Origin of the sequence: Methylobacterium sp. E-045, from assembly GCF_022829685.1 — a bacterium.
Lineage (GTDB): Bacteria > Pseudomonadota > Alphaproteobacteria > Rhizobiales > Beijerinckiaceae > Methylobacterium.
Genome location: NZ_JAKSYE010000075.1, coordinates 163872 through 186952 on the forward strand (window position 1 = coordinate 163872; position 23081 = coordinate 186952).

Sequence of the window (23081 nt, forward strand, 5' to 3'; positions counted from 1 at the left end):
TCGATCTGTTCTAAAACCAAAAGCTCTGCCATAAGCTCGGCTGGCTCATGCCGCTCAACGGAGGAAAAGATACAATGCGTCACCTCATCCTCGGCGCCGCTCTCGCGCTCATGCTCCCGATGTCCGCACAGGCCCAGGACGCCGGCGACGCGGCTGCCGGCGAGAAAGTGTTCTCGGCCTGCAAGGCCTGCCACAACTTCGAGAAGAACGGCGTCGGTCCGAGCCTCAAGGGCGTCTACGGCGAGAAGGCCGGTGAGGGCCATGACGGCTACAGCTTCTCGGCCGCGCTGAAGAATTCCGGGATCACCTGGGATGACGCGAACCTGAAGGAATGGCTCAAGGATCCCAAGGCCAAGGTGCCCGGCACCAAGATGGTCTATCCGGGCCTGAAGGACGACAAGAAGATCGCCGACGTCATCGCCTATCTCAAGTCCAAGTCCTGAGGGACGGAAGCCGCAGCCGATCACGGCGGCCGCGGCTTCGAGCCTCCGGAAACGGAAGCGTCCTGTCGATCGTCGATGGAGGCCGTCCCTGTTCGCTCAGGGGCGGCCTTTTGCGTGATCGGAGCCGCCGGGGGACGGTTCCGGAACCGGTCACTTGGAGGTCGGAGAGTCCTCATTGGCGCCGGCCACGTTGTCGTGGAGCGCTCCCCGCAGCATGACCAGGGAGTCGAGGAGCGCTCGGCGTCCGTCTTCCGACATCCCGGTCAGGGCTCCCGCGAGACCGGGGACGCAATCCATCCGCCCCTCCAGCTCGCGCCCCTTGGGCGTCAGGAAGATGCTGACCTGGCGCTCGTCGGCCCGGTCGCGGGCCCGGCGGACATGGCCCGACGCCTCCAGCCGTTTCAGCAGAGGCGTGAGCGTTCCGGAATCGAGGAACAGCTGGGTTCCGATCTCCTTCACCGTCAGACCCTCGTGTTCCCAGAGGACCAGAAGGACCAGGTATTGCGGATAGGTGAGGTCGTGGGCGGCCAGGAGAGCACGGTAGGCTCGGCCGAAGGCGTGGGCCGCCGAATAGACCGCAAAGCAAAGCTGACCGTCGACGCCCCGACCCGTGGTCGCGACGTCGTCGATGGGATCTGCGTGCGTGATACGTCGGCCTGCCATTCCTGGGGCCTCCCTCATGTTGGTCGGGTCCGGTGTCGGGTCCGGCCCAACTACCCTATGTAATTGATAATGCGGAATGGTCACCAGCGTTCACGGTACTCTCGCAAAACGGTTGCGCGCAATTTAGTTTGGTGTCATATGGGATATCAGTTGCGTGCAATCTAGTTTCGCTTTTTAGTCGGATCCCGTGATGTCGCACGTTTTCCTCCGGTGGACGGGTTTCCCCGTCCTCTCGTGAGACCATCTTTCCTCGACGCAACCCTCGTCGACCTTAAGCAGGATGACCACCATGAAGGCACTCTATACCGCCCACGCCCATGCCACCGGCGGCCGTGAAGGCTCCGCCTCCACCGACGACAAGGCCGTCAACGTCACCCTGGTGACGCCGAAGGAACTGGGCGGCGGTGGCGGCAACGGCACCAATCCGGAGCAGCTCTTCGCCACCGGCTACGCCGCCTGCTTCCTCGGCGCGATCAAGTTCGTGGCCGGCAAGGACAAGGTGAAGATCCCCGAGGACGCCAAGGTCGAGTCCTCCGTCGGCATCGGCCCGCGCGACGACGGCGAGGGCTTCGGTCTCGTCGTCAGCCTGAAGGCGACCCTGCCCGGCATCGAGCGGGACAAGGCCGAAGATCTGGTGAAGCGCGCCGATGTGGTGTGCCCCTATTCCCACGCCACCCGCGGCAACATCCAGGTCGACATCAGCGTCGCCTGAGCGCGCACCGCGAAGCCGGAGGGGCCACCCGCCCCTCCGGCTTCGTCCGTCCGTCAGGCCGTCGTCACGGTGAGCACGGTTCCGTCGATCCCGGTGACCCGGATGCGGGTTCCTGCCGGTGCATCGGGACCGGAGACGCGCCAGAGCGTGTCGTTGACCCTGATCCGTCCGAGCCCGTTCGCGATCGCGGCGTCGAGGTGGAATTCCTGGCCGATCAGGCCCTGCGCGCCGCGGTTGAGACTGTTGGGACGCCCGGTCATCCGCTTCTGCGCGACCACGACGAGGCCCACCGACAACACGGCGAACAGGACGATCTGCGCCTGCCACGGCATCGGCACCACGGCGACTTCGAGGCCCGTGACCATGGCGGCGGTGCCGAGCCAGACCAGGAACACGCCCGAGATCGCGAGTTCCGCTCCCATCAGGACCAGCCCGACCAGGATCCAGGTCCAGACCGGTCCCAAAGCCGTCACCCCATCCACGATCACGCAGCCCCTCCCCCGCTCGGGCCGACCTTCGGCGGCAGGCCGGACGGTTTTCTCTGCTGCGCCGTGCCCTCGCCGAATACGCCGCGGGTGATCTCCGCGATGCCGCCGAGGGTGCCGGCGAGGGACGCCGCCTCGATCGGCACCACCACCACCCGCTGGTTGGGCGCGGTGGCCAAGGCCTTGATCGCATCCACGTATTTCTCGGCCACCAGGAAGTTCGCCGCGGCGAGGTCGCCTTGGGAGATCGCTTCGCTGATGAGGCTCGTGGCGCGGGCCTCGGCCTCGGCGCTGCGCTCACGGCCCTCCGCATCGCGGAACGCGGCCTCGCGCCTCCCCTCGGCTTCGAGGATGGCGGATTGCTTGCGGCCTTCCGCGCGCAGGATATCGGCCTGGCGATGGCCCTCGGCTTCGAGGACGGAGGCGCGCTTCTCGCGCTCCGCCTTCATCTGGCGGGCCATGGCGCCGGCGAGATCGGCGGGCGGCAGGATGTCCTTGATCTCGATCCGGGTCATCTTCACCCCCCAGGGCGAGGAGGCCGCATCCATGACATGGAGCAGACGTTCGTTGATTTCGTCGCGGTGGGACAGCAACTGGTCGAGGTCCATCGAGCCGACGACGGTGCGGATGTTGGTCATCGTCAGCGTCATCATCGCGGTTTCGAGATTCGAGATCTCGTAGGAGGCTTTGGCCGCGTCGAGCACCTGATAGAACACCACCGCGTCGATCTTCACCCCGGCATTGTCGCGGGTGAAGGCCTCCTGGCTCGGCACCTCGATGACCTGCTCCATGACATTCACGCGCCGGCCGATCCGCTCGACATAGGGGGCGATGAGGCCGAGCCCGGATTCGAGGGTGCGCGAGTACCGGCCGAACCGCTCCACCGTGTAGACGTGGCCCTGCGGGATGATGTTGATGCCGATGGCGAGGGTGACGACCACAAGGACGACGAGTGCCACCGCCACCACGCTCAACCCGATCGAGAGATCCATGCCTGTCCCCACTGCCCCTCCGGTGAGGACATTGAGGCCGAGCGTCCCCACCGATGCAAGGTGAATCGTCCTCTCGTCAGCGCGCCCAGACCCCCAGGCGCTCCGTCCGCGCACGATCCTCGGCGGCGACGAGATCGGGGGTGGCTTCCGAGGAGGCACGGCCTCCGCCGTTGAAGAGCACGACCTCCGACAGGTCGCGACCGTCCACGGCGCAGAGATAGGCCGCACTTCCGGCGACCGGCTGGCAGGTCACCGGGCGGCCGGCAAGGTAGCGCGTCAGTTCTTCCGGCTGTCCGCCGCGGACCCATTCCACCCCGAACAGGCGCACGAGCTTGCCGCCGACGCGCAGGGTCGCGGTGTCGATCACCTCCGTCTTGCCGGTGATGGCGTTGGATGGTTCAGGCGGCTTCGTCGGGCTCTCCTCGGCCGAGGGTGGACTCGGCTCCTCGGCGGGAATGCCGGGGGGCGTCGCCGGGGAAACCGTCTCGCGCGGATTGGCCATGGTGGAGGGCCGGTTCTGCGCCGGGTGGGTCTGGGGCGGCGATGTCGCCTGGGAAGGATCCTGCGCCTTCGCGTCCTGCCGGGGAGCCTCCGCATCCGGTGTGGAGGCCGGCCTGTCGTTCCCACCGCCAGCGGTGAGAAGCAGGACGATGGCGAGGCCGGCAATCAGACCCGCCCCTGCGAGCGTGCCCGGCCGGGTCAGGATCGAACCGTCATCCCGGCGAAGGCGGCGCAGCCGGTCGCCGACACGGGCGAGCCATCCAGGCCAGCGGGCCGGTTGCGCGCCCTGGACCGGCGTCGTCGCAGGAGAGGCCGTGGCGGCGAGGCCCGAGAAACGGTCACGGGCGTTGGCGACCGTCTCGCGGGCCCTGTCGCCGAACGAGGCACCGATGCGCATGCCGCGTTCGCGCAAGGTCGCTTGCGGGCTCGATTCCCGCCCGCCGCTCCGGCGCTCGGCCAGGGAGAGACGGATGGTGCTCAGAGTGCCCGCCAGGGTGGCCGAGACCGTGGCTGCGGCGGCCCTTCCCCGGATGAGCGAGCGGGCCATCACCGACCGGGCCAGTTCGGACTGCGAGTCCATGAACCGCGCCGTCGCCGCCTTGATCTCGTCCGATGCGGTGGGCTCGGGCGGCGCCTCCACCGAGGGTTTCGGCGGCACCGGCACGAACAGGGCGCCATGGCGCTCCCGCAATTCGCCGAACAGCTCCTCGAGGGTCAGAGGGCCGCTTTCGCCGTGTCGCGGTGTCCCGGAACGGTCGACGACCCGGTAGAAGGGCGGCTCGGCGGCAGGCTCGACCACGGCCTCGGCGAGGAGCTGCAGCGTCCGCCTTGCCACCGGAAACGCATTCTGGCGGCGGATCTCCGCTTCGATCATCGCGCGGACGGATTCCCGTGCGCCACGCGCCGCGACAATGGCCGGAGCCTCGACCTCACCGGACGGGTGCGTCGGAGAGGCCTTGGTCGGAGAGGTCCTGCCGGCTGCCCGTGTCTTGGCTGCGCGTGTCGTGGCTGCGATCATCGGTTCGACTGTGGCTCAGGCGCCGCGCCGTGTCGATGCGGCGGCGCTCAGCTGTCCCGGTGCGAAGCGGCGCAGGACCCGGCTCGACTCGGACACGATCACCGGACGCGGTCCGGCAAAGGAGATTTCCAGGGTCAGTTCCGCCACGCCCTGCGAGCGGGCACCGTTCCTCGGATTCGCCGCACGGAAATCGAAGGTGGAGCGCACGATGCAGCTGCTCGTGCCGACGCTGCAGGCCGTGCGCGGGGAACCGTCCTGCACCACGTAGCGGCGGTCCGGCCAGCGCCGGACGAAGCGGCGCTTCTCCGCCATCAGCGCCGCCAGAGACAGGGTCCGGCCGTGGAAGCGGACGGACTCGGCGTAGAAACGCGGTGCGGCGGCGACCATGCCGTCGCCGGGCTCCGAGACCGCGTCGAGATAATCCTCGTTGAGCCTCTGGGCCTTGCGCGCCCATTCGGGAAAGCGGTCCTCGGAGGCCATCGCCATGTTCGGGGGCGGTGCGCCCGGGGAGACGGTGAGGGGGAGGGCGTTCGGCGGAACCTGCGACAGCCGGCGGGGGGAATGCCTGATCCCGCCCTCGGCGTGGCGGCTGCCGCGACGGGTCCGCTGCGGTGCTTCTGTGCCCCTCTCCGCCACGGAGGCGGCACTCGGCGCCGTCTCGGGTTTCGCCGCCTGGGCCGGACTCGCCTCGGGTGCCCCCTGCACCGCCTGGGGCGAGGCGGGTTTCGGCTCGGGCTTCGTATCGGCCTTGGCCGGAGGATCGACCCAGGCGGGGCGGCCCTGAGCCCCGGCGCCACCGGTGGACATCAAGGCCCCGAGGAGGGCCGCCGAGCAAGTGGAGAACAGTCCGTAGCGCATGGCATCTCACCGCTGTCGCGAGCGACGTGGAGGGTGGGCACGACCGCATGACAGCGTCCGGCCGAAGGGAAACGTCAAGGTCGGGCGTTCGGTTGCCCGTGTCCAGACGGCCCGTTCGCGACGGGGCTCCGTCGTGGCCCGAGACCTAGCACGCGGCGTTGCCGGGCTGCTTCGATCGGGCGCCGTTCCCCGCGTTATGCCCGCTGTTCCCAGCCATCGGCGATCACCGTCCGCCGGGGTTTGCGAGGGCCCATCTGACCGTGACCGGCTCTTCTCCGGGACATTGCCTCTTGCCATCGGCGCGGGAGCGCCCACCTCTGGAGAGCTTGACGGGTCCGGGCCCCTCTGGAGGCCGAGGCGTCGGCCGCGATGTCGGACTCCTTCTCTGCCTTTGCGCTGACGCGGCGCGAACGCACCGGGGGGTTCTGAAACTCGTGGTTGTTGCGATGATCTCATGCGGCATCTCCGGATGCCCCTTCCCGGAGGCGGCCTCGTGAGCGCCGCCTCGCCCCGCCGGGCTCTCCTTCTCGTCAACCCGAACGCCCGGAACGGCTCGTTCTCCCTCGACGCCGTGCGCGATGCCCTGCGTGCCGCCGGCATCGAGCCGTTCGAGCCGCCGGGTGATCCCGATTGCACGGCGGTGATCAAGCGCCATGCCAAGGACTGCGATCTCGTCATCCTCGGCGGCGGCGACGGCACCATGAACTCCGCCGCACCGGCCCTGGTCGAGACCGGCCTGCCGCTGGGCATCCTGCCGCTGGGGACCGCCAACGATCTCGCCCGCTCCCTCGGCCTGCCCACCGACCCGGTGGAGGCCGCGCAGCTCATCGGCACGGCGCGGCCTCAGGCCGTGGATCTCGGCTGGGTCAATGGCCGCTACTACTTCAACGTGGCGAGTATCGGCTTCTCGGCCGACCTCGCCGGCGACCTCACCGCCGAGTCGAAGAAGAAATGGGGCACCCTCGGCTATGCCATCGCCGCCATGCGCGTCCTGCGGCGGGTGCGTCCGTTCACGGTCTATCTCGAACATGACGGGCAGACCGAGACCATCACCACGATCCAGGTCTCGGTGGGCAACGGTCGCCACTACGGTGGCGGGATGACCGTGGAGGAGACCGCCACCGTCGATGACGGCAAGCTCGATTTCTACAGCCTGGAGGTGAAGCACTGGTGGCGGCTCATCGCGCTGCTGCCTGCCCTCCGCCGGGGCACGCAGGGCAAGGCGGCCGACGTGCGTGCCTTCAACACCACCGAGATCGTGGTGAAGACCAGGAAGCCGAGACCGGTGAACACGGATGGAGAGCTCTCCACCTACACTTCGGCCCATTTCAAGGTCGTGCCCAAGGCGATCCGGATCTATGCGCCCGAGCCTTCCGCGCGCCCCGGCATCATTCCGGCTGCGTCCTGACGTTGCGCCGCTTTCCGACCTGACGACGTTCGAGGTTCTCTCCCCGTGGATTCCCTTCTTCAACTCGCCGCAGACCCGACCGCCTGGGTGGCGCTCGCCACCCTGATCGTGATGGAGGTGGTGCTCGGCATCGACAATCTGATCTTCATCTCGATCCTCACCAACAAGCTGCCGGCCCATCAGCAGACCAAGGCCCGCCGCATCGGCATCGGTCTCGCGCTGATCCTGCGCCTCGGCCTGCTCGGCACTGTCGCCTACATCGTCCACCTGACGCAGCCGGTCTTCGAGGTCTTCGGCAAGGCCTTTTCCTGGCGGGACATGATCCTCATTGGCGGCGGCCTGTTCCTGCTGTGGAAGGCCACGAAGGAAATCCACGAGACCGTCGATCCCGATGACGGCCACGAGGATGCGTCCTCCCCCGTGGCGCTGAGCTTCGCCGCCGCCGTGGGGCAGATCCTGGTCCTCGACCTCGTCTTCTCCATCGACAGCATCATCACGGCGGTGGGCATGACCGATCACGTGCCGATCATGGTGATCGCCGTCATCACCGCCGTCACCGTCATGCTGTTGGCGGCCGACCCTCTGGCGCGCTTCATCGACGCCAACCCCACGGTGGTCATGCTGGCGCTCGGCTTCCTCATCATGATCGGCATGACGCTGATCGCGGAAGGTTTCGGCGCTCACGTGCCGAAGGGCTACATCTACACCGCCATGGCGTTCTCGGCCGGCGTCGAGGCGCTCAATCTCCTCGCCCGCCGCCGGAGACGGAACAGGACGACCGTGGGGTAGGGGGGCAACTCCTCCCCCCTTTCCGTTTCACGGGAAAACGAAGAAAGGCCCGACCGGGATAACGGTCGGGCCTTTCTTGTTTCCGACGCGAGCGAAGGAGCCAGGTGGAGGGGCCGAGGCGCGACCGACAACGGCCCGCGCTGCAGGGAGTCGGTCCCTGCCGAGCCCTCGTGACCGCCTACAGGATCGGCTCACGCAGGGCCGAGGTTTCGCGGGCGCAGATCGCCGCGTCCGGAGGCGAGCCTTCCTGCGACAGGTTCTTCGCCATCTCCACGCGAGCCCGCTCGAGATCGGTCCGGAAGCCGGAATCACCCTGGAGCGAACTGACGACGACGCTGGCCGTGGTGCGTCCGGCCTCCACGTCGCTCGCCCAATGCACGCCGCAGACAATACGGTTCTCGCCGTAAGCCTTGCCGCGCAGGAAGAACTGCGTCGCCTTCTCGGGGACCAGGGCGGCGAGGATGGACGCGTAGGCCCATCCTTGTGTCGCGTGGCTGGAGGGGAAGCTGAAGGCATCACCCAACTCGCGGGTTCGCGCCACGCAGATCTCGGCCTCGTTGCCGACGAAGGGACGCAGGCGACGGTAATGCTCCTTGAGCGAGCGGGTGGCGCGGCTGATGTCGAGGCGGGTCCGTTCGAGCAGCGTCATCAGCGCGGGCGAGCGGGACTGGTCGATCTTGCGCCCGAGCACGCAGGCGAAATCATCGAGAATGGCCGAGGGGCCGTCCGCCACATCCGCAGTGGCGAGTTCCCAGCGCGCGCTGCCCTTCAGGGCGCGGGTCGCCGTGAAGGCGGTCTTGTCGGCCGTTTCCGCCGCGGATTGCCCGCGTGGGGGCGGCGGCAGGATCGCGACGGCATCGGGCGCGGTCGCGTCGGACAGATAGGGCGCGCGCGCCGGCATCCCCGGCGTCAACGGCGTGGTCGCGACGGCCGGCGCGGAGCGTGGCTTCCCGCCCGTGGTCTTGGTGTCTGCCGCGTTCGGCGCGGGCGCTTGCGCCAGGACGGGAGCCGCCATGAGGGCGCATGACGTGAAGGCAAGCGACGCGAGAGCGGGAAGCAGAGGAGACATGACAGCAGCTCAGGGTGAAATGCGTCGGGAACAGCAAGCGACAGGAGAGCCATAGGGTTCCTGAACGACACTCGTATGGCACTCGAAACGCATGACATTTCGCCGTTCCGTCACGGATATGGCCTCCGATCGCTATCGGATGACCCTACCGGATGCCGGCGCGGATCGCGGCAGCGACCTCCCACGGATATTCTTCGTGCGGGCTCAGAGCCCCCGGAACCGAAGCCTTGGCCACATGGCCTGCGGCGATGAGGGCGTCCATCTCGGCTCCGGATCGGCGAGGGGCACGCTCGGGACGCAGGACCAGAATCGGCGGGAGCCCGTCGGCTTCGAACAGGGCGAGGAAGTCCTTGCGCGCCCTGAACGGGTCGAGCCCTCCGGTGACGAAGGCCGCCGTGCCGAAACGGCCACCCGGCTGGAGCGTCACCGCATGCTTGTCGGCGATGACGCCGGGCGTGACGTGGTCCGGATCGGCATAGACATGCGCGCGCATCATCCGTCCGATCACCGGGGGACTGATATTGATGCGGTAGAGCGCCTCGCCGAGAAGGGGAAGCTCGATGGCTTTGCGGATCCCCGAGAGCCAGCCACGGCGCGAGTCGCCGAGCGCGGTGGGCAGCGGTCCACGCCATGTGGGGGCAACGAGGACGAGTTGGTCAAACAGGCCGGGATGCCGCCGGGCGGCCGCCACCAGATAGGGGGCCGCATGACCCGCCGCGATGCCGATGGCGTAGGGGCCCGGCACGGCGGCGATCAAGGACTCCATGAAGGCGTGGAAGGTGTCCGGCTCCATGGCGATGCGGGAACGCGGATGGTTGCCGAAGCCTGGCCAGTCGGGAATGAGGCAACGGTAGTCGTGGCCGAGAATCTTGGCGAGGGGCCGCATCTCCGCGCGTGCCGAGATCGACGACAGGGCCGGCAGGAGCAGGGCCGCGGGGCCGCTTCCGACGATGTCGCAGGGCGTCGGGACCTTGCGCTCCAACACGTCGAGCTGAAAGCCACGGGTGGAGTGGGCAGGCTCGATCATCGCTTGCAACGCCTCATCCGGGACGGTCCGTATCGGATTGGAGATCTAATGCACCGGTCGCCGCCGCACAGGTCGGCCCGGTGTCGCGCTAAGGTCGACGACATTCGTCCGGCCCCCCTCTTCCCGCAGGCGGAAAGAGGGGAATGCCGATCGTTGAGAGAATCCGGGTTCGCCTCAGGTGCGCAGCAACTCGTTGATCGCCGTCTTGGAGCGGGTGCCGGCATCCACCCGCTTGACGATGACGGCGCAGTAGAGGCCGGGGCCGGGCGTGCCGTCGGGCAGGTCCTTGCCGGGCGTGGTGCCGGAGACCACCACCGAATAGGGCGGCACGCGGCCGTACATGACCTCCCCGGTCGACCGATCGATGATCTTGGTGGAGGCGCCGATATAGACGCCCATGGAGAGCACGCTGCCCTCACCGATGATCACGCCCTCGGCCACCTCGGCGCGGGCGCCGATGAAGCAGTTGTCCTCGATGATGACCGGATTGGCCTGGAGCGGTTCGAGCACGCCGGCGATCCCGGCGCCGCCGGAGATGTGGCAGTTCTTCCCCACCTGCGCGCAGGAGCCGATCGTCACCCAGGTATCGACCATCGTGCCCTCGCCCACATGGGCGCCGAGATTGATGAACGAGGGCATCAGCACCGCACCCGGCGCGATATAGGAGCCGCGGCGCACGAAGCAGCCGGGCACGGCCCGGAAGCCGGCCTCGCGAAAGTGCTTCTTCTTCCATCCCTCGAACTTCGACGGGACCTTGTCCCACCAATTGGCCCCGTCGGGGCCGCCATGGATGATCTCCATGTCGTTGAGGCGGAAGGACAGCAGCACCGCCTTCTTGAGCCACTGGTTGACCTGCCACTCGTCGCCGACCTTCTCGGCCACGCGGGCCTTGCCGGTGTCGAGCAGATCCAGGGCCTCGTCCACGGCCTCGCGCACGGCGCCCTTGGTCGAGACGTCGATCCCGGCGCGCTCCTCCCAGGCGGTCTCGATGGTGGCGGAGAGATCGGCGTGGGACATGGCGGCGTTCCGGTCGGTGAGGGTGAGGGCCGTTGCTTACAAAAGGCGGCCGCGCCTGTCACCTCGGGGATGGCGCTTCATTCCCGGCAGCCGTTGCGGGTCTCCTCCCGCACGATCTCGCCGACTTTCGCCCGGTCGCGGGCGGAGAGCGGAACGTCACGGATGTCGGAAAAGCGGCAATTGACGTTGCCGAAGGCCGCGATCGCGCGCTGTGTCCTGAAGCAGTAGCCGGCCTCCGCATAGACCGCGTTGCGCTCGCCCCAGAGCTCGTCGCAGGGGGATGCCGCCAGGGAAGGGGAGGCGGGCAGGAGAGCGAGGCAGAGAATCACGGCGGCGCGCATGGGCAGCTCCTGGGCAGGTATGAGGACGTGACGGTTTGTGGCCCGTCTTTGCGGGTTTCGCCAGATCCTGCCGCGTGCCGGTGTGCCAAGCCGTCTCAGAAAGCGTCGATCCTGGCGCGCACGCCGTCGAGTCCCTCCACCAACGTGGCGAGGTCGTCGGCGAGGGTGGCGTGGATCGCCTCGGCCGCATCGGGAAATTCCTCGAGCACCCGCCGCATCAGCGTGGGCGTGATGCGGATAACCTCCGCCGGTGTCACGGCATGGGCATCGGTGGGGCGCTCGCCGCGCAGGAACAGCGCCATCTGCCCGATCAGGGCGGAACGGCCGACCCTGACGGGTTCGGCACCGGCGCCACGCGGCGCCAGTTCCACCGTTCCGGACATGACGACGAATCCGCCGTCGCTGCGCTCGTCGCGGGCGAACAGGACGTCGCCCGCCATCAGGCTACGGCGCTCGGCGGCGAAGGAGAGGAGCCTCAGGGCATCGCGCGCCATGAAGCTGAACAGGGGCGCGGCCGCCAGGATCGCGATGTCGTCGTCGAGCCCCAATACCGTCCGCTCCTTCAAAGCCGAGGCGCCCCGCCAGTGGATCAGACCTTAACCGAAGGCGGGCAAGGGGGGAAATCCGGCCCGGTGCCGGCCCGCGCGAGGCGGACCGATCAAACGGCTGTCATGAAACCGGTGAAGAGATAGGTTTTCCGATCGAGTCGAGAGCGGATAGACCGGTGGCCAATCATTTCTGCCTGGATCCGAACGATCCCTATGCCCAGACCGAAGTCCTGGTGATCTTCGAAGGCAGCTATCCGGATATCCGTCTGCTGTCGGTCATCGACGGCAACAAGGACGAAATCCTGTCCGATCTCGTCATCGAGCAGCAGCGCGACCTCATCCGGGAGATCGCCGCCTCCTACACCTCCGGCGGTGATGCGCCGATGGCGGCCGCCTGACCGTCAGGGCAGCAGCTTGTAGCCGCCGCCTTCCGTCACGAGGATGGCGGTGACGGCCGGGTTCGGCTCGATCTTCTGACGCAGACGGTAGATGTGGGTCTCGAGCGTATGCGTCGTGACCTGGGCGTTGTAGCCCCAGACCTCCGCGAGGAGCGTGTCGCGTCCCACCACCTCGCGGCCGGCGCGGTAGAGGAATCGCAGGATCGCGGTCTCCTTCTCGGTGAGCTTCAGCTTCGAGCCGCGCTCGCAGACGAGGAGCTTCGCGCCGGGGCGGAACGTATAGGGGCCGATCTGGAAGACGGCGTCCTCGCTGGCCTCGTGGCTGCGCAGATGTGCGCGGATGCGGGCGAGGAGCACGGCGAACTTGAACGGCTTGGAGACATAATCGTTGGCGCCCGCCTCGAGGCCTTCCACCGTGTCCTCTTCAGAGTCCTGTGCGCTCAGCATGATGACCGGGCCGCGATAACCGTTGCGGCGCATGGTCCGCACCGCTTCGCGTCCGTCCATGTCCGGCAGGCCGACATCCATGATCGCGAGATCGATCCGGTCCTCGGCCACGCGGGCGAGAGCGGATGTCGCGTCCTCCGCACTGACGGTGACGAACTCCTCGTACAGATCGAGTTGTTCGATCAAGGTTTCGCGCAGGGACTCGTCGTCGTCGCAGATGAGCAGGCGATGGGTGGTCGACATCGGCCGGGGATACTTTCACACGCAACTGGGATGCGCCCTGACGAGCCGATCCCGAGAATTTGAGAAACCGCCGCGTCATCGGCCGCGAGCGTACACAGCAGAGTGATGGCGGGTTTATGTCAGAACCTTGAACGACGTCAGGCCCGGGGCAGACTTTGCACGGCCGTGACGGTTCGACGCCCGGAAAAGTTTCGCATGGGTGCGGTCGCCACGCAGCGTCGCCTTAGGAATGGGCTGGCTCGAACCGGTCCGTCCGGACGATAAGGCGAACATGATCCGTCTGACCCTCTCCCGCATCCGCGTCCGCCGGCTGGTGAGCGACCCCGCCCGCGGGCAGATTCTCGCCGCGACTGCGGTCATCCCCTGCGCGCTCGGCCGCTCCGGCATCGGTCAGGTCAAGCGGGAAGGGGACGGTCTGTCCCCGCGCGGCGTCTTCCGCCTCCGGGCCGGAGCCTATCGCCCGGACCATTTCGGAGCGCGTCCCCGCACCGTGCTGACCCTGCGCCCGACCCGGCGGAACGACGGGTGGTGCGACGACCCGCGCGACCGGCGCTACAACTGCCCGATCACCCTGCCCGCCCCCGGCGTCAGCGCGGAACGGATGTGGCGGGAGGACGGTCTCTACGACCTCGTGGTCGATCTCGACTACAACCGCCAGCCGATCCGACCGGGACGCGGCTCGGCGATCTTCCTGCATGTGGCGCGGCCGGGATACCTGCCCACGGAGGGCTGCGTCGCGGTGAAGCGAACCGATCTCGTCCGCCTCCTCCGGCGCCTCGGGCCGCGCACCCGGCTCCAGATCCTCTGACGGCCGCATCCCGCTACCCCCGCGCCGGGAGTGCGGCGGGCGAGACGTCCCGCCGGTCGCCGGGCCGCGACAGGGTCATGACCAGGATGGCCGCGAGGATGCACAGGGCGCCTGCGGCGAAGAAGGCCGGCAGGTAGCTCGACAGGGCCGTGCGCGACAGGCCGGCGCCGTAGGCGATGGAGGCGGCCCCGAGCTGATGGCCCGCGAACACCCAGCCGAAGACGAGGTTCGCCTTCTCGCGCCCGAACCGGGCGGCGGTGAGCCGCACGGTGGGCGGCACCGTGGCGATCCAGTCGAGGCCGTAGAAGGCGGCGAAGACCGACAGGCCGACGAAGGAGAAGTCGGAGAAGGGCAGGAACATCAGCGAGAGGCCGCGCAGGCCGTAATACCAGAACAGGAGCCAGCGGTTGTCGTAGCGGTCGGAGAGCCAGCCCGACGCCACCGTGCCGATGAAGTCGAACACGCCCATCGCCGCGAGCACGCTCGCCCCTTGCACCGGGCCGATTCCGTAATCGGCGCAGAGGGGGATGAAGTGGGTCTGGATCAGCCCGTTGGTGCTGGCCCCGCAGATGAAGAACGTGGCGAAGAGCACCCAGAACACGCCCGTGCGCGACGCCTCCCGCAGGGCACCGAGCGCGCTGCCGGCCATGGCGGGCGGGGCCGGACTGGTGGGGGCGAGGGCAGTTTCGCCATAGGGGGCCAGCCCCATTTCCTCCGGCCGGTCGCGCATCAGCGCCGTGACGGCGAGCCCCGCCGTCAACAGGAGGCCGCAGATCACGAGGAGCGCGGCGCGCCAGCCGAGATGCTCGGTGAGGGCGGCGAGAAGCGGCAGCACGATGAGCTGGCCGGTGGCCGAACTCGCGGTGAGGAGACCGACCACGAGGCCGCGCGAGCGCGAGAACCAGCGGGTCGCGATGGTGGCACCGAGGACCAGGGCGGTAAGTCCCGTGCCGATGCCGACGACGACGCCCCACAGCATGACGAGCTGCCAGACCTGACTCATGAACAGGGAGGTGAGGAGCCCGCCGACGATGAGGAAGAGCGCCAGGAGCACGATACGGCGCGGGCCGTAGCGGTTCATCAACTGGGCCGCGAAGGGCCCCATCAATCCGAACAGGACGAAGCGGACGGCGAGCGCCGAGGAGATCGTCGCCGTGTCCCAGCCGAATTCCTTCTGCAGCGGCAGGATCAGCACGCCGGGCGCGCCCACGGCGCCGGCCGTCACCAGCATGGTGAGGAAGGTGACGCCGGCGACGACCCAGCCGTAATGGACGTTCCGGCGGGCGAGGGGCGCGGCCACGGCGTTCGAGAGCGATCCGAAGGGAGCGGTGCTGGGCATACGGCCTCTTCGGGTTCCGCATGATGGTTCTGTGCGATGACCGGGCGGGGGGCCCGGCACCGCGGCGCGTTCGACCCTTGCTTAGGCGCATATGCACTCGTTAGACAAGCATGGTGCCCGCACCCCTGTGACCCGTTTCCCGAGGATCTCTCGCGATGGACCATCCGGCGCCGGTCTCGGCCTGCCACTGCCTCGCCCTTCGCCAGGCGTCGCGCCGGTTGACGCAGCATTACGACCAGCATCTCGCACCGACCGGCCTGCGCACCAGCCAGTACGGCCTCTTGCGCGGCCTCGCCCGCGTCGGGCCGATCTCCATCAACGGCTTTGCCGAGATCATGGTGATGGATCGGACCACGATGGGTCGTGCCCTGCATCCGCTCACCCGGGACGGGCTGATTGCCGCCGGTCCGGGACGGGACGGCCGCACGCGCTCCCTGACCCTCACCGCGGCGGGCCGAGACCGCATGGAGGAGGCGCTGCCGTTCTGGGAGCGGGCGCAGCGAACCTTCGAGGACAGCTACGGCGCCGCGCCGGCGACCGACCTGCGCCGGGCGGCCCTGAGTCTGGCGCGATCGGGGCTTTCAGCGGCCGGATGAGCCCGTCGTGTCGCCGAGGCGACGTGGGTGATCCGGGAGATGGCTCCCGGCCGTCTTCAGAAATGCCGTGCCAGCACCTCGCGGACGCGCTCGACCATCTCGTCTTCCTTCACCGAGAACTGAGCCGGTCGGGCGGCTTTCCACTCGGCGTTGCTGGAGATGGCACCCGCCGCCTTGGCACCCTCGATCAGGTCCTTGACCTGGACCTCGCCGGCCTCGCGCTCGTTCGAGCCCTGGATGATGGCGCAGGGGCTGCCCCGCCGGTCGGCGTATTTCATCTGCGCCTTCATGCCCGAGCCGCCGAGATAGAGTTCGGCGCGGATGCCGGCCTCGCGCAGGCGTGCCACCAGGCGCTGGTAATCGGCGATGTTGTCGCGGTCGAGGACCAGCACCACCACCGGGCCGGGCTTCGCGGTGCCTTCGAGAAGGGGGCTCCCGGTGAGCTGCAGCGCCGAGAACAGCCGCGACACGCCGATGGAAAAGCCGGTGGCCGGTACCGGCTCGGCGCGAAAACGGCCGACGAGGCCGTCGTAGCGGCCGCCGCCCGCCACCGACCCGAAGCGCACGGTCTGGCCGTCCTCGTTGGTCACGGCGAAGGTCAGCTCGGCCTCGTAGACCGGACCGGTATAGTATTCGAGGCCTCGCACCACCGAGGGGTCGGCCCGGATGCGGTCGTGGCCAGAGCCCGCCGCTGCGCAGAGGCGCATGATGGCGTGCAGTTCGGCGATGCCTTCGCGGCCCGTCTCGGACGAGCCGACGACGTCGCTCCACGAGCCGAAGAACTGTTCCCAGAAGGCCATCCGGTCGCCCTCGGCGTCGGGAGCTGCCTGGAACGAGACATAGGCGAGGATGCGCTCGATGGCGTCGGGCGCGAGCCCCGCCCCCTTGGCGAAATCACCGCTCTCGTCCTTGCGACCCTCGCCGAGGAGCTGGCGCACGCCTTCGACGCCGAGGCGGTCGAGCTTGTCGATGGCGCGCAGGACCGTGAGGCGCTGGCCGGCCTTGTCCTCGCCCGAGAGGCCGATCGCCTCCATCACCCCGTCGAGCACCTTCCGGTTGTTGACCTTGATGACGTACTGGCCCGACAGGCCGAGCTTTTCGAGCGTGTCGGCCATCAGCATGCAGATCTCGGCATCCGCCGCGACGGAGCCGGCGCCGACGATGTCGGCATCGCATTGCATGAACTGGCGGAAGCGGCCCGGGCCCGGCTTCTCGTTGCGGAAGACGTAGCCGGCCCTGAAGCTGCGATAGGGTTTGGGGATCGCGTCGAAATGCTCGGCCACGTGCCGGGCCAGGGGCGCGGTGAGATCGTAGCGAAGGGACAGCCAGGATTCGTCGTCGTCCTGGAACGAGAACACGCCCTCGTTCGGCCGGTCGAGATCGGGCAGGAACTTACCGAGCGACTCGGTGTATTCGACGAAGGGGGTCTCCAGCGCCTCGAAGCCGTAGAGCTCGAAGCTCTGGCGGATCGTCTCCAGCATCCGGTGCTGCGCGGCGATCTCATCGGCGCGGCGGTCGACGAAGCCGCGCGGCAGGCGCGCCTTCAACGTGTCGGCCTTCGTGGAATCGGCCTTGTTGGATTCGGCCTTGGCCATGGTGTCTTCGCTTCTTCGCTCGGTCTGTCGGTGTCAGGCGGGCTCTATCCCGCGCGCTCCCGAGCGGCAAGCGCGCGGGGGCAGGGGCGCGGCAAGAGGCACGGCAAGGGGCGTCGTCGTCAGACCTTCAGGGCCAGCAGCGCGCACAGGCTGAGGATGGCGATGGGGATCTGCGTCGGGCGCAGGCGCGCGAAGAAGAGCGGCGCCTCTCCGGTACGGGCCGCGATGGGATCGAGGATCGCCACGGCGGTGAAGCCGGCGATCAACAGCGCGATGGCCGCTACGGTCTGGCCGAGGGACGCGGACAGGAGCGCGAGAAAGCCCAGGCCGAACAGGCCGAGCATGGTGGCGATCTGGATGAAGGTGGGGCCGCCCTCGGTGCGGAAGCTGACGCCGCGCCGCACGCCCGACAGGAACAGCAGGATGGCGCATCCCCACAGGATGGTGAGGTAGAGGATCGCATCCCCGAGATCGTCGCGCCGCCACCAGGCCAGGGCCGCGCCGACGGCGAAGGGCAGCATCGGCCCGTAGCCGAAGACGATGCTGAGCCAGGGGACGGTGCGGGGTTCGCTCACGGCGAGCGTACGTCTGTCGTCCTTGGCCATCGTCGAAGAACCCCTTCATTCCGCCGCCGGGCAACCCCTGCGTCGAGGGGCGGTTCCGGTGGGCGGCGTGGCATGACGTCCTCCGGCGAGGCACGGTCAGGGCGTTGCGGGTGGTCCGTATGGCATCAGGCCGTTGCCGAACGACCAGTTTTCACGTGCAACCTCGACGAGATTGATGAGCACGTTCTCCGGTCGCACCCCCGGATCGGCCGCGAGGTTGCCAGCGATCGCAGTGTAGAGCGCCTGTTTCTGGCCGGTGTCGCGGGTGTCGTTGGCAGTGATCTGGATGATCACGAGGTCGTCGTCGCGGGCGATTCCAAGATAGTGGGGATCGTAGGCGAAGGCCGAATCCGCGTGCTCATGAAGCGCGGTGAAGAGGTCGTTCTCCGGCACCGCGAACGTGTCGCGCATGGCGGCGTAGATCCCCGACACGAGGGCCTTGTGATAGGCGGCGTCCTTGCCGGCACGGAGGGAAATGCGGGTGAGGGGCATGGGCTGGGCTCCTGTTGGCTCGGACCACGCTTGCATCCGCCATTCATAACAGCAACATATCGTTGGCTATATCTGTGATAACGGTTTGTCGTCATGCTGGCGCGCCCCCTCGATATCGACAGCGTCCGCGCCTTCGTGCTCGCGGCCGACCTCGGCAGCTTCACCCGCGCGGCCGATGCCCTGGCGACCACTCAGGCCGCCATCAGCCTGCGGATGAAGCGCCTGGAGGACCGCCTCGGCTGCCGTCTCCTCGACCGGACGCCGCGGCACGTGCGCCTTTCGCAGAGGGGCGCAGAGTTCCTGCCCGCGGCGCGCGGCCTCCTCGAAGCCCATGAGCGGGCGTTGGCCGACCTCGCTCAGGCGCCGCCCGCGCGGCTGGTCCTCGGCATCAGCGACCATGTCGCCGGCCCCAACCTCGCCGTCACCCTGCGCCGCCTCGGGATCGACGGCAGCGGGCTGGTGGTGGAGGTGCGGATCGCCCCGTCGCACGACCTCGTGACGAGTTTCGAGCGGGGCGAGATCGACGCCGCCATCGTCCGGAGCGAGGGCGAGGCACGCCGTGACGGGACTGTGCTGTCGCAGGAGCGACTCGTCTGGTTCGGCGCCCCGGACTTTGTCCGCCGCCCGGGCGAGCCCCTGCGTCTCGCGACCCTCGCCTGCCCCTGCGGCGTGCGGGCGGCGGCGATCCGCACCCTCGACGCGGCGGGCCTGCCCTGGAGCGAAGTGTTCGTGGGTGGCGGCGTCCTCGCGGTGGGAGCGGCCGTCAGCGCCGGCCTCGCTGTCGCGGCGTTGGCCCGGGGCATTGCGCCGGCGGGCGCGGCCGAGGTGGCCGAGCGTCTCGGTCTCCCGGAATTGCCGGTCTCGACCGTGGCGTTGCACGCTCGCGCTGTCGATCCGCGCGCGCAGGCGGCCCTGCGAGCGCTGGCCGCGTCCTATCGGGGCGGCTGATCCCGTTCCAGTCGATCAGATCGCTCGGCCGTCCCGCGAGGCCGTCGGATCGCGCATGTCCAAACGACGACGCCCCGGCGCCTGAGCGGCCGGGGCGTCCATTCACAACGGGTCGCGATGCGGCTGCGCGACGGCTGGCCGAATCAGGAAGCCAGCGGTCCGGTCGCGCCGGCCTGCTGGTTCTGGGCCTCGAAGGCCTTCTGGCGGTAGAGGCCGACGAAATCGATCGGGTCGATATACAGGGGCGGGAAGCCGCCGTTGCGCACGGCCTCGGCGATGATCTGGCGCGCGAAGGGGAAGAGCAGGCGCGGGCACTCGATCATCACGGCCGGGTGGAGCTGGTCCTGCGGGATGTTGCGCATGCGGAAGATGCCGGCATAGTTCAGCTCGAAGGCGAACAGCACCTCGTTGTTGATCTTGGCATCGCCTTCCAGCGTCAGCTCGACCTCGAAATCGGCCTCGGCCAGCTGCTTGGCGTTGACGTTGACCTGAATGTTGATCTGCGGGCCGCTTTCCTGCGGCTGGAGCGAGCGCGGCGCGTTGGGGTTCTCGAAGGAGAGATCCTTGGCGTATTGCGCCAGGGCGTTGATGGCGGGCGACTGGTCTTCGGCGGGGGCCGCGCCGTTGCCGTTCGGTGCCGGGGTGTCGGCCATGGCGTTCTCGTCCTCTTTCGCGGGGTCTGTCGGGGCACCTCGGCGATCCACTGCGCGGCGTATCGTCTGATCGTCGCAGGGCCGGGTCCGAGCGACAGCGCGCTAACACGACGGGCCACCTCGGACAAGACGAGCGGCGGGAGCGGACGCGGCGCGAGAGCCGGGAGTTCGGCCCACGACGCGAAGCCGTCTCGGGACTCGGCGATCCGCTCTTGACCCTGAACCCTCCGGCATGGCCACTCCTTGGCTGGATACGGCGCACGGCGAGTCCCATATGCGGGCTGACCTCGTGGGTCGCGTCCTCCTCATCCAGGGCGGGATCCTTGGATTCTCCGGCTCGATCCTTGCGCGGCGCTCCGATAAAGGGCGTAGCGGCGGGATTTTCGGGAGCCCCCTTCGAACATACATGTCGTGCGACGGCCACGATCGGATCGGTGATGCAGGATTCCTTCGATTTGACGACCCTGATCTTCCTGGCGCTCGCGGTGTTCGTCATCTGGCGGCTCCGGTCGGTGCTCGGGCAGAAGACCGGAACCGAGCGCTCGCCGTTCAAACCGGTGGACCGGAGCCGCAATCCGGCGCCGCCGTCGCGGTCGGACGGCGACAACGTGGTGCGTCTGCCGGGTGCGGACCGCGCCCAGCCGCAGACCGATTCTGCGCCTGCCGCCGTTGCCGAGGTCCGCGACTGGCGCGGCATCGCCGAGCCCGGCTCGGCCGTCGCCCATGGCCTCGAAGCCATCGTCCAGGCGGAGCCGAGCTTCGACCCCCGCGCTTTCGTCGAAGGCGCCAAGGGCGCCTATGAAGCCATCGTGATCGCCTTCGCCAAGGGTGACCGCAAGACCCTGCGCAGCCTGCTCTCGCGGGAGGTCTGCGAAGGGTTCGAGCGCGAGATCACTGCCCGCGAATCGCGCCGCGAGACGGTGGAGACCACCTTCGTGTCCCTCGACAAGGCGGAGATCGTCGCCGTGGACGTCCGCAACAAGGTGGCGCAGGTGACGGTGCGGTTCCTCTCGCACCTCATCACCGCGACCCGCAACGCCGAAGGCCAGGTCATCGACGGCAATGCCGAGGCCGTGGCCGAGGTGCCGGACGTGTGGACCTTCGCCCGCACGCTGGGCAGCCGCGACCCGAACTGGCAGCTCGTGGCCACCGAAGCCGGCGCCTGAGGATCCAGGGTTTGTCGTGACTGGGTTTCTGAATCGGGCGTCCGTCGCCGCCCTGGCTCTCGTCGCTGGCTGTCTATCCGGCCCGGTCGCTGTCGCGGCCGGGCCGCTTCGCGTCGGAGAGGCGCTTCTGGAGCCTGTGGACCTCGCGGCGCTACTGGGCTTTCCCGGCCCCGACCCGGCCGTCTCCCTCGACGCGTTCCGCCGGACCTGCGCCGCTCCCCCGGTGGAGATCGCACCGACCGTCGCCGGCTCGGCGGGGGATCTCGCCGCCGCCTGCAGCCGTGCCGCGTCGGTGGAGCCTCAGGAGGCCGGGGCCTTCTTCACGCGGAATTTCGATGCCTATCGCATCGTGAGGCCGGGCGAGGCGGGCGGTCCGCCGCGCCGGACGGGCTTCCTCACCGGCTATTTCGAGCCCGAACTCACCGGCTCCTTCGCCGCCGGCCCGGGTTTCACCACCCCCGCCCTCGCCCGGCCGGACGATCTCGTGAGTCTCGCCCCCGGCGAGACGAAGCCGGGCCTCGACCCGGCCCTGCGGGCGGCACGGGCGACGGGGACCGGGTTCGAGCCCTACCCCGACCGTGCGTCCATCGAGGAGGGCGGGATCGGGGATCGGGCCCGGCCGCTCCTCTACCTGCGCGATCCGGTCGACCTCTTCGTGCTCCAGGTCCAGGGTTCGGGGCGTGTGCGTCTTCCCGACGGGCGGGCCGTGCGCGTGCTTTATGACGGTCGCAACGGCCGGCCCTACACCTCGGTGGCCAAGCTCATCGTCCAGGCGGGGCACCTGCCCCTCGAAGGCCTGACGCTGGCGCGCTGGACCGGCTGGCTCCGCGCCCATCCGGCCCTCGCCAAGCCGTTGATGCAGGCCAATGCCTCCTACATCTTCTTTCGCCTCGCCGAGGTGGAGGATGCCGGTCTCGGTCCTCCGGGCGCGGCGGGCGTGCCTCTGACGCCGGGCCGCAGCCTCGCGGTCGATTCCACCCTGTGGCGCTATGGAACGCCGTTCTGGCTCGAAGGACGGATCGCGGGGGAGGACGCGCCGGGACGTCTCGTGGTCGCCGCGGATACCGGCTCGGCCATCGTCGGCCCGTCGCGCGGAGACCTCTATCTCGGCACGGGCGAGGCGGCGGGGATCGCCGCCGGCAACCTGCGCGATGCGGTCGGATTCGTGGTCCTGCTGCCGAAGCCGCTGATGGCGCCTGCTCCATGAGATTGCCGCGCAGACCCCGTGGCCTGTCGGGCGAGGATGCATTCCTCTGGGGCGAAATCGCACGGCTGATCACTCCGCTGCGTGGCCGCGCCATGCCGGTGGCCAAGACTCCGGTGGCCAAGACGCCGGTGACCAAGACTGCGATAGCCAAGATTCCGACGGCTAAGGTTCCGGCCGTCGGGAATCCCCCTCCTGCGAAGAAGAAGTCGGACGCACCGGGGCTCGTCGCCAAACCCATGACGAAGCCGGCGCCTGAAAGGGCCGCATCGCCCGGTGGTATGAAGACCTCTGCGAAACGCATCGTGAAGCCGATCCCCCCGCCCGTCGCGGCCCCGGCCGCCGTCGTCGCGGCGCCGCCTCTGCCCGGCCTCGAACGGAAGTCGCGCCTCGCCCTGCGGCGCGGATCGCTCAAGGTGGAAGCGCGGATCGATCTTCACGGCCTGTATCAGGCCGAGGCTCACGGCGCCCTGGTCGGCTTCCTCATGCGCTGCCGCTCGGCAGGCCACGCCCATGTCCTCGTCGTCACCGGCAAGGGGGGCGGGGCGGGTTATGACGACGCCTTCTCGGAACGCGGCGTGCTGCGCCGTTCGGTGCCCCATTGGCTGCGCGCACCGGAACTGCGCAGCATCGTCATCGGCTTCGAGGAGGCGGCACGCCATCACGGCGGCGCGGGTGCGCTCTATGTGCGCCTGAGGCGGCGCTGAGGCGTCGGT

27 protein-coding genes are annotated in these 23081 nt (G+C 68.8%); 11 read left to right on the forward strand and 16 right to left on the reverse strand.

The features are described from left to right. Positions 1 to 74 precede the first annotated feature (74 nt). Entirely contained in the window at positions 75 to 443 is a 369-nt protein-coding gene (locus MKK51_RS11630; protein ID WP_243977207.1) for a c-type cytochrome, read from the forward strand. Positions 444 to 593: 150 nt separating this feature from the next. Here MKK51_RS11630 and MKK51_RS11635 read toward each other — a convergent pair whose 3' ends face one another. Continuing rightward, a complete protein-coding gene (locus MKK51_RS11635) occupies positions 594 to 1106 on the reverse strand; it encodes a MarR family winged helix-turn-helix transcriptional regulator (protein ID WP_243977208.1) in 513 nt (170 codons plus the stop codon). Positions 1107 to 1395: 289 nt separating this feature from the next. Here MKK51_RS11635 and MKK51_RS11640 point away from each other — a divergent pair, with 289 nt between their 5' ends. Beyond that, the gene (locus MKK51_RS11640; RefSeq protein ID WP_243977209.1) at positions 1396 to 1818 is read left to right on the forward strand and encodes an organic hydroperoxide resistance protein; all 423 of its coding nucleotides are present in this window, start codon (positions 1396 to 1398) and stop codon (positions 1816 to 1818) included. A 53-nt stretch (positions 1819 to 1871) separates the two neighbouring features. On the opposite strand, the gene MKK51_RS11645 is transcribed toward MKK51_RS11640, so the two are convergent. The 4 genes from MKK51_RS11645 to MKK51_RS11660 form a co-directional block, all read right to left on the reverse strand. Then, on the reverse strand, positions 1872 to 2306 hold the full coding sequence (locus MKK51_RS11645) for an NfeD family protein (protein ID WP_243977210.1): 435 nt from the start codon (positions 2304 to 2306) through the stop codon (positions 1872 to 1874). Next, positions 2303 to 3295, reverse strand: a complete 993-nt coding sequence (locus MKK51_RS11650; RefSeq protein ID WP_243977211.1) for an SPFH domain-containing protein — start codon at positions 3293 to 3295, stop codon at positions 2303 to 2305. The genes MKK51_RS11645 and MKK51_RS11650 overlap by 4 nt, the downstream gene beginning before the upstream one ends. Before the next feature lie 76 nt (positions 3296 to 3371). Beyond that, a complete protein-coding gene (locus tag MKK51_RS11655; RefSeq protein ID WP_243977213.1) occupies positions 3372 to 4670 on the reverse strand; it encodes a hypothetical protein in 1299 nt (432 codons plus the stop codon). A gap of 159 nt (positions 4671 to 4829) precedes the next feature. Next, positions 4830 to 5672 (reverse strand): hypothetical protein, encoded by an 843-nt coding sequence (locus MKK51_RS11660; RefSeq protein ID WP_243977215.1) that lies wholly within the window; start codon positions 5670 to 5672, stop codon positions 4830 to 4832. A gap of 454 nt (positions 5673 to 6126) precedes the next feature. On the opposite strand from MKK51_RS11660, the gene MKK51_RS11665 reads away from it, so the two are divergent. Both MKK51_RS11665 and MKK51_RS11670 read left to right on the forward strand, forming a co-directional pair. Continuing rightward, positions 6127 to 7080 carry a lipid kinase gene (locus MKK51_RS11665; RefSeq protein WP_243977217.1) on the forward strand — a complete coding sequence of 318 codons (954 nt, stop codon included), beginning with the start codon at positions 6127 to 6129 and terminating at the stop codon, positions 7078 to 7080. 45 nt (positions 7081 to 7125) lie between these two features. After that, positions 7126 to 7869, forward strand: coding sequence for a TerC family protein (locus MKK51_RS11670; RefSeq protein ID WP_243977219.1), 744 nt, complete (start codon positions 7126 to 7128; stop codon positions 7867 to 7869). Positions 7870 to 8047: 178 nt separating this feature from the next. Here the strand turns inward: MKK51_RS11670 and MKK51_RS11675 are convergent, their stop codons facing one another. From MKK51_RS11675 to MKK51_RS11695, 5 genes are all read right to left on the reverse strand, one after another. Then, entirely contained in the window at positions 8048 to 8938 is an 891-nt protein-coding gene (locus tag MKK51_RS11675) for an acid phosphatase (RefSeq protein ID WP_243977221.1), read from the reverse strand. 145 nt (positions 8939 to 9083) lie between these two features. Continuing rightward, positions 9084 to 9965, reverse strand: a complete 882-nt coding sequence (locus MKK51_RS11680) for an alpha/beta fold hydrolase (RefSeq protein WP_243977223.1) — start codon at positions 9963 to 9965, stop codon at positions 9084 to 9086. A gap of 174 nt (positions 9966 to 10139) precedes the next feature. Next, entirely contained in the window at positions 10140 to 10982 is an 843-nt protein-coding gene (dapD, locus tag MKK51_RS11685) for a 2,3,4,5-tetrahydropyridine-2,6-dicarboxylate N-succinyltransferase (protein ID WP_409565666.1), read from the reverse strand. Positions 10983 to 11059: 77 nt separating this feature from the next. Continuing rightward, positions 11060 to 11323 (reverse strand): YARHG domain-containing protein, encoded by a 264-nt coding sequence (locus MKK51_RS11690; protein ID WP_243977225.1) that lies wholly within the window; start codon positions 11321 to 11323, stop codon positions 11060 to 11062. A 95-nt stretch (positions 11324 to 11418) separates the two neighbouring features. Further along, on the reverse strand, positions 11419 to 11871 hold the full coding sequence (locus tag MKK51_RS11695) for a cyclic nucleotide-binding domain-containing protein (protein WP_243977227.1): 453 nt from the start codon (positions 11869 to 11871) through the stop codon (positions 11419 to 11421). Between the two features lie 176 nt (positions 11872 to 12047). On the opposite strand from MKK51_RS11695, the gene MKK51_RS11700 reads away from it, so the two are divergent. Next, positions 12048 to 12269: a hypothetical protein gene (locus MKK51_RS11700; protein ID WP_243977229.1), complete on the forward strand. Its 222-nt coding sequence runs from the start codon at positions 12048 to 12050 to the stop codon at positions 12267 to 12269. 3 nt (positions 12270 to 12272) lie between these two features. On the opposite strand, the gene MKK51_RS11705 is transcribed toward MKK51_RS11700, so the two are convergent. Next, positions 12273 to 12959 (reverse strand): response regulator transcription factor, encoded by a 687-nt coding sequence (locus MKK51_RS11705; RefSeq protein WP_227438736.1) that lies wholly within the window; start codon positions 12957 to 12959, stop codon positions 12273 to 12275. A 271-nt stretch (positions 12960 to 13230) separates the two neighbouring features. On the opposite strand from MKK51_RS11705, the gene MKK51_RS11710 reads away from it, so the two are divergent. Next, positions 13231 to 13767, forward strand: a complete 537-nt coding sequence (locus tag MKK51_RS11710; RefSeq protein ID WP_243977231.1) for a L,D-transpeptidase — start codon at positions 13231 to 13233, stop codon at positions 13765 to 13767. Between the two features lie 13 nt (positions 13768 to 13780). On the opposite strand, the gene MKK51_RS11715 is transcribed toward MKK51_RS11710, so the two are convergent. Further along, on the reverse strand, positions 13781 to 15106 hold the full coding sequence (locus MKK51_RS11715) for an MFS transporter (protein ID WP_243977233.1): 1326 nt from the start codon (positions 15104 to 15106) through the stop codon (positions 13781 to 13783). A gap of 155 nt (positions 15107 to 15261) precedes the next feature. Here MKK51_RS11715 and MKK51_RS11720 point away from each other — a divergent pair, with 155 nt between their 5' ends. Continuing rightward, positions 15262 to 15702, forward strand: coding sequence for a MarR family winged helix-turn-helix transcriptional regulator (locus MKK51_RS11720; protein ID WP_243977235.1), 441 nt, complete (start codon positions 15262 to 15264; stop codon positions 15700 to 15702). A 56-nt stretch (positions 15703 to 15758) separates the two neighbouring features. On the opposite strand, the gene hisS is transcribed toward MKK51_RS11720, so the two are convergent. The 3 genes from hisS to MKK51_RS11735 form a co-directional block, all read right to left on the reverse strand. Further along, complete coding sequence (hisS, locus tag MKK51_RS11725; protein WP_243977237.1) at positions 15759 to 17297, reverse strand: histidine--tRNA ligase; 1539 nt, start codon at positions 17295 to 17297, stop codon at positions 15759 to 15761. A 119-nt stretch (positions 17298 to 17416) separates the two neighbouring features. Beyond that, positions 17417 to 17902: a DUF3429 domain-containing protein gene (locus tag MKK51_RS11730; RefSeq protein WP_243977239.1), complete on the reverse strand. Its 486-nt coding sequence runs from the start codon at positions 17900 to 17902 to the stop codon at positions 17417 to 17419. A 96-nt stretch (positions 17903 to 17998) separates the two neighbouring features. Then, a complete protein-coding gene (locus tag MKK51_RS11735; RefSeq protein ID WP_243977241.1) occupies positions 17999 to 18394 on the reverse strand; it encodes a tautomerase family protein in 396 nt (131 codons plus the stop codon). 93 nt (positions 18395 to 18487) lie between these two features. Between MKK51_RS11735 and MKK51_RS11740 the strand changes: the two genes are divergently transcribed. Continuing rightward, positions 18488 to 19342, forward strand: a complete 855-nt coding sequence (locus tag MKK51_RS11740; RefSeq protein ID WP_243977242.1) for a LysR family transcriptional regulator — start codon at positions 18488 to 18490, stop codon at positions 19340 to 19342. A gap of 143 nt (positions 19343 to 19485) precedes the next feature. On the opposite strand, the gene secB is transcribed toward MKK51_RS11740, so the two are convergent. Then, complete coding sequence (secB, locus tag MKK51_RS11745; RefSeq protein WP_243977244.1) at positions 19486 to 19995, reverse strand: protein-export chaperone SecB; 510 nt, start codon at positions 19993 to 19995, stop codon at positions 19486 to 19488. Between the two features lie 437 nt (positions 19996 to 20432). Here secB and MKK51_RS11750 point away from each other — a divergent pair, with 437 nt between their 5' ends. The 3 genes from MKK51_RS11750 to MKK51_RS11760 are packed head-to-tail and all read left to right on the forward strand — an operon-like array spanning position 20433 to position 23072. Then, the gene (locus MKK51_RS11750; RefSeq protein WP_243977246.1) at positions 20433 to 21161 is read left to right on the forward strand and encodes a Tim44/TimA family putative adaptor protein; all 729 of its coding nucleotides are present in this window, start codon (positions 20433 to 20435) and stop codon (positions 21159 to 21161) included. Between the two features lie 16 nt (positions 21162 to 21177). Continuing rightward, positions 21178 to 22368: a murein transglycosylase A gene (locus MKK51_RS11755; RefSeq protein WP_409565667.1), complete on the forward strand. Its 1191-nt coding sequence runs from the start codon at positions 21178 to 21180 to the stop codon at positions 22366 to 22368. Then, entirely contained in the window at positions 22365 to 23072 is a 708-nt protein-coding gene (locus tag MKK51_RS11760; protein ID WP_243977248.1) for a Smr/MutS family protein, read from the forward strand. Before MKK51_RS11755 ends, MKK51_RS11760 begins: the two co-directional genes overlap by 4 nt. Positions 23073 to 23081: the final 9 nt, after the last annotated feature.

Excerpts from the sequence above, each read along its gene's own strand:
- MKK51_RS11705 (WP_227438736.1), bottom strand. The coding sequence starts at position 12,959 with ATGTCGACCACCCATCGCCTGCTCATCTGCGACGACGACGAGTCCCTG.
- MKK51_RS11660 (WP_243977215.1), bottom strand. The coding sequence starts at position 5,672 with ATGCGCTACGGACTGTTCTCCACTTGCTCGGCGGCCCTCCTCGGGGCC.
- hisS (WP_243977237.1), bottom strand. The coding sequence starts at position 17,297 with ATGGCCAAGGCCGAATCCAACAAGGCCGATTCCACGAAGGCCGACACG.
- MKK51_RS11730 (WP_243977239.1), bottom strand. The coding sequence starts at position 17,902 with ATGGCCAAGGACGACAGACGTACGCTCGCCGTGAGCGAACCCCGCACC.
- MKK51_RS11665 (WP_243977217.1), top strand. The coding sequence starts at position 6,127 with ATGCGGCATCTCCGGATGCCCCTTCCCGGAGGCGGCCTCGTGAGCGCC.
- MKK51_RS11655 (WP_243977213.1), bottom strand. The coding sequence starts at position 4,670 with ATGATCGAAGCGGAGATCCGCCGCCAGAATGCGTTTCCGGTGGCAAGG.
- MKK51_RS11650 (WP_243977211.1), bottom strand. The coding sequence starts at position 3,295 with ATGGATCTCTCGATCGGGTTGAGCGTGGTGGCGGTGGCACTCGTCGTC.
- dapD (WP_409565666.1), bottom strand. The coding sequence starts at position 10,982 with ATGTCCCACGCCGATCTCTCCGCCACCATCGAGACCGCCTGGGAGGAG.
- MKK51_RS11710 (WP_243977231.1), top strand. The coding sequence starts at position 13,231 with ATGATCCGTCTGACCCTCTCCCGCATCCGCGTCCGCCGGCTGGTGAGC.
- MKK51_RS11680 (WP_243977223.1), bottom strand. The coding sequence starts at position 9,965 with ATGATCGAGCCTGCCCACTCCACCCGTGGCTTTCAGCTCGACGTGTTG.
- MKK51_RS11760 (WP_243977248.1), top strand. The coding sequence starts at position 22,365 with ATGAGATTGCCGCGCAGACCCCGTGGCCTGTCGGGCGAGGATGCATTC.
- MKK51_RS11735 (WP_243977241.1), bottom strand. The coding sequence starts at position 18,394 with ATGCCCCTCACCCGCATTTCCCTCCGTGCCGGCAAGGACGCCGCCTAT.
- MKK51_RS11690 (WP_243977225.1), bottom strand. The coding sequence starts at position 11,323 with ATGCGCGCCGCCGTGATTCTCTGCCTCGCTCTCCTGCCCGCCTCCCCT.
- MKK51_RS11740 (WP_243977242.1), top strand. The coding sequence starts at position 18,488 with ATGCTGGCGCGCCCCCTCGATATCGACAGCGTCCGCGCCTTCGTGCTC.
- MKK51_RS11750 (WP_243977246.1), top strand. The coding sequence starts at position 20,433 with ATGCAGGATTCCTTCGATTTGACGACCCTGATCTTCCTGGCGCTCGCG.
- MKK51_RS11675 (WP_243977221.1), bottom strand. The coding sequence starts at position 8,938 with ATGTCTCCTCTGCTTCCCGCTCTCGCGTCGCTTGCCTTCACGTCATGC.
- MKK51_RS11720 (WP_243977235.1), top strand. The coding sequence starts at position 15,262 with ATGGACCATCCGGCGCCGGTCTCGGCCTGCCACTGCCTCGCCCTTCGC.
- secB (WP_243977244.1), bottom strand. The coding sequence starts at position 19,995 with ATGGCCGACACCCCGGCACCGAACGGCAACGGCGCGGCCCCCGCCGAA.
- MKK51_RS11715 (WP_243977233.1), bottom strand. The coding sequence starts at position 15,106 with ATGCCCAGCACCGCTCCCTTCGGATCGCTCTCGAACGCCGTGGCCGCG.
- MKK51_RS11640 (WP_243977209.1), top strand. The coding sequence starts at position 1,396 with ATGAAGGCACTCTATACCGCCCACGCCCATGCCACCGGCGGCCGTGAA.
- MKK51_RS11630 (WP_243977207.1), top strand. The coding sequence starts at position 75 with ATGCGTCACCTCATCCTCGGCGCCGCTCTCGCGCTCATGCTCCCGATG.
- MKK51_RS11635 (WP_243977208.1), bottom strand. The coding sequence starts at position 1,106 with ATGGCAGGCCGACGTATCACGCACGCAGATCCCATCGACGACGTCGCG.